Source organism: Nocardioides sp., from assembly GCF_004803405.1.
GTDB lineage: Bacteria > Actinomycetota > Actinomycetes > Propionibacteriales > Nocardioidaceae > Nocardioides > Nocardioides vastitatis.
Genome location: NZ_SSXI01000105.1, coordinates 1 through 3,215 on the forward strand (window position 1 = coordinate 1; position 3,215 = coordinate 3,215).

A 3,215-nucleotide genomic window follows, 5' to 3' on the forward strand; every position below is an offset into this window, starting at 1 on the left:
CACGCCCTTCGATGCGCCGACCGGCGGACCACTCGGCGACGAGCGCGGGCCGCTGGACGGCGTACGACGCGAAGAGCCGGGCGAGCCGCTGCGCGACGGCGTAGCGGCGACCGCGCCGCAGGTCGCCCTCCTCCCCCTCGACGCCGTGACCGACGTGACGCGCCAGCGGTGCGGCCCACGGCTCGTCGAGGCTGTCGTCGAGCACTCGGAGCAGCGGCCAGACCAGCGCGTCGGGCGCCCACGGGTCCTCGTCGCGCGTCCCGACCACCTCGGAGAAGAGCGACCACGGCGACCGGAAGTCGACACCCGCGCAGATCCCGTCACCGCCCCGCCGGCCGACCCCCAGGCGGTGCGACAGCCGCTGGGACAGCCAGCGCTCGACGCCCTTCGCCGGCACCACGACGACCTCGTCCGCGAAGGGGTCGGCCAGCGGCTTCGCGAGCAGCGCGCCGAGCTCGTCGGCGAGGTGGTCGGTGCGCGTGGCGCGGTGCAGGTGGAGGGCCATCGTGGTGCGAGGTTAGTCGTGACCCCCGACGCGTGGGGGAGGGCCGCCCGGGTCAGGTCTGGAGCGTGCGCACCACCCGCGCCGGGTTGCCGACGGCCACCACGTCCGCGGGCAGGTCCCTGGTCACCACCGCCCCCGCACCGACCACGGTCTCGTCGCCGATCGTCGCCCCCGGCAGCACGATCGCGCCGCCGCCGAGCCACACGTTGCGGGCCTCCATCAGCGCGGGTCGTCGGCCCGGTAGAGGTCGCCGTCGAGCATCCGCTCCCGCATCGACCGCCTGTCATCGGGCTCGGTGCTCATGGTCAGACCTCGTCGTCGTGCTTGTGCCGGTGGCGCTCGATCGCCTCGTGCACCTCTTCGTCGGCCTCCTCGATGGCACCCTCGAGCGCGGCCAGCGCCTCCGGCTTCCCATGGAAGCGCCGGAAGGAGTAGACGAGCAGGGCCAGCGCGATGCCGCAGGAGATCACCAGCGTCACCCCGGTCCACACTCCGCCGAAGAGCCACCAGTCCTCATCGAGCGGCCACCACGACGGCACGTCGGGATCGAGGATCCAGGTCAGCCCGACCACGCCGATGCCGAGGGAGAAGACGGTGGACATGACCACCCGCGGCCAGGTCTCCACGCCCTCGGCGGCCCCGCGGAGCGCTCGCAGCTGCACGGGCTCCAGCCAGCGCTCGGCCCAGGTGTACTGCTGCGACAGCACGGCCAGGCCGGCGAAGATCAGGATCAGCCCGGGCCCGGGAAGCACGATGGCGGCGACGCCCGCCACCAGCAGGACCCAGCCCAGGACCTCCAGCAGCAGTCGCTTCGCGGTGGCGGTCACGCCGGGCCGCCGTACTTCTTCAGCCAGGCGCGGACGTCGTCGTCCGCGCGGCCGTGCTCGGTCGCGATCCGCGCCCAGGTCAGGGCCATCGTGTGGAACCGCAGCGGGTTGTAGACGTCCTCCTCGCGCGAGAAGAGCCCGTCGCCGGCGTAGGTCATGATCGTGATGTTGGGCTCCTCGAGCATGGTCCCGTCGCCGGGGTCGGGCATCGGGTTGCGGACCTCGCAGACCAGCCGGCTCTGATGGGCGTCGACGACCTGCCAGCTCAACGGGAAGCCGGTCATCACCCGACCCGGGTACGACGTCATGGTCCGCGTCGACCAGGCGCGGATCTCCTCGCGTCCGGTGAACGTGCCCATCGCGTGCTCGACGTAGACGGCGTCCGGCGTGAACAGGTCGGCGTAGCCGGACCAGTCGCCGGACTCGACGAAACGGGCCACCTGCGCGTGGAAGGCGGCGTAGGCGTCGGCGATCTCCTCGGCGGAGAAGGCGGGCGAGCCGGTCATGTGCTGATCCAATCAGGTCGACGGTGACGCCGGACTACGCTTCGGCCATGCCGCGGCGATCTCCGACCCGCCGGCGCGGGCCCTTCGGCTCCCGGTTGCTCGGCCCACGCGACCAGGATCCACGGCGGCTGCGGATCCGGATCCAGGTGCTGCTGACCTGCCTGCTGGTGACCACGAACCTGGTCGGCGCGCTCGTGGTGTTCGTCATCAACACCTGGGCGATCCCGTCGCCGCCGCCCAACACGCGCATGGTGGTCGCGCTCGCGATCGCCATCCCGAGCTACGTGCTGCTCGCCGCGGCGATCGGGACGGTGTGGGGTACGACGTCCACGCTTCGCGCACTGCGCTGGGCCACCCAGCCGGACGTGGACCCCGACCCCCGCCAGCGGGTGCGTGCGCTGCGGGTGCCGCTGGGCCTGACCGCCGCGCAGTTCCTCATCTGGATGGTCGGTACGGCACTGTTCACGACGCTGACGATCATCCTGCAGCCGGCCCGCGCCGTCGGGACCGGCCTGACGGTCAGCATCGGCGCCGTCGTGGTGGCGGGGATCTCCTACCTGCTGGCCGAGTTCGCGCTGCGCCCGATCGCGGCCCGCGCACTCGAGGACGTCAAGGTCAACACGAGGCTGCGCGGCGTCGGCGTCGGGCCGCGGATGGCCATCTTCTGGACCCTGGGCACCGGCGCCCCGGTGGTCGGGCTGCTGATCGCGGCGATCCTCATCCTGACGCCGTGGCGGGAGGACACCACGATCGAGCAGCTCGCCTACGTCACCATCATCGTCTGCGGGATCGTGCTGGTCTTCGGGTTCCTGCTCACGGACCTCAACGCACGCTCGGTCGTCGCGCCGCTGCTCTCCGTCCGGGACGCGATGCAGGAGGTGAAGGCCGGCAACCTGGACGCGGACGTGGTCGTCTACGACGGCACCGAGCTCGGTCAGCTGCAGAGCGGGTTCAACGACATGGTCCACGGGCTGCGGGAGCGCGAGCTGATCCGCGACCTCTTCGGCCGCCATGTGGGGCGGGAGGTCGCCGCCGCGGCTGCCGCGCAGGGGGCCGAGAGGATCGAGCTCGGCGGCGAGACCCGCGTGTGCACGGTGATCTTCGTCGACCTGGTCGGCTCCACGACGTACGCCACCGAGCACGCGGCGGCCGAGGTGGTCGCCGTGCTCAACCGGTTCTTCGGCGTCGTGGTCGACGAGGTGGACCGCCGCCACGGCCTGGTCAACAAGTTCATCGGGGATGCCGTGCTCGCCATCTTCGGCGCGCCGGTCGAGCTCGCCGACCACGCGGGCGCCGCCCTCGGGGCAGCGCGGGCGATGGCGACGCGTCTCGCCGCGGAGGTGCCCGAGATCCGCGCCGGCATCGGCGTCGCGACCG

The 3,215-nt window shown here is 72.4% G+C and carries 5 protein-coding genes; 1 reads left to right on the plus strand and 4 read right to left on the minus strand.

Going from position 1 to position 3,215, the window contains the following annotated elements:
* The 4 genes from E7Z54_RS07830 to E7Z54_RS07845 form a co-directional block, all read right to left on the minus strand.
* Positions 1–505, minus strand: a 505-nt coding sequence (locus E7Z54_RS07830) for an exodeoxyribonuclease V subunit gamma (RefSeq protein WP_136432581.1), incomplete at its 3' end; no start/stop codon positions are given.
* A 52-nt stretch (positions 506–557) separates the two neighbouring features.
* The gene (locus E7Z54_RS07835; protein ID WP_206056068.1) at positions 558–725 is read right to left on the minus strand and encodes a DapH/DapD/GlmU-related protein; all 168 of its coding nucleotides are present in this window, start codon (positions 723–725) and stop codon (positions 558–560) included.
* Positions 726–810: 85 nt separating this feature from the next.
* Positions 811–1,332, minus strand: a complete 522-nt coding sequence (locus E7Z54_RS07840) for a PGPGW domain-containing protein (RefSeq protein WP_136432583.1) — start codon at positions 1,330–1,332, stop codon at positions 811–813.
* Positions 1,329–1,838 carry a nuclear transport factor 2 family protein gene (locus E7Z54_RS07845; RefSeq protein ID WP_136432585.1) on the minus strand — a complete coding sequence of 170 codons (510 nt, stop codon included), beginning with the start codon at positions 1,836–1,838 and terminating at the stop codon, positions 1,329–1,331. Before E7Z54_RS07845 ends, E7Z54_RS07840 begins: the two co-directional genes overlap by 4 nt.
* A gap of 47 nt (positions 1,839–1,885) precedes the next feature.
* On the opposite strand from E7Z54_RS07845, the gene E7Z54_RS07850 reads away from it, so the two are divergent.
* On the plus strand, positions 1,886–3,215 hold a 1,330-nt coding region (locus E7Z54_RS07850), incomplete at its 3' end, for an adenylate/guanylate cyclase domain-containing protein (RefSeq protein WP_136432587.1).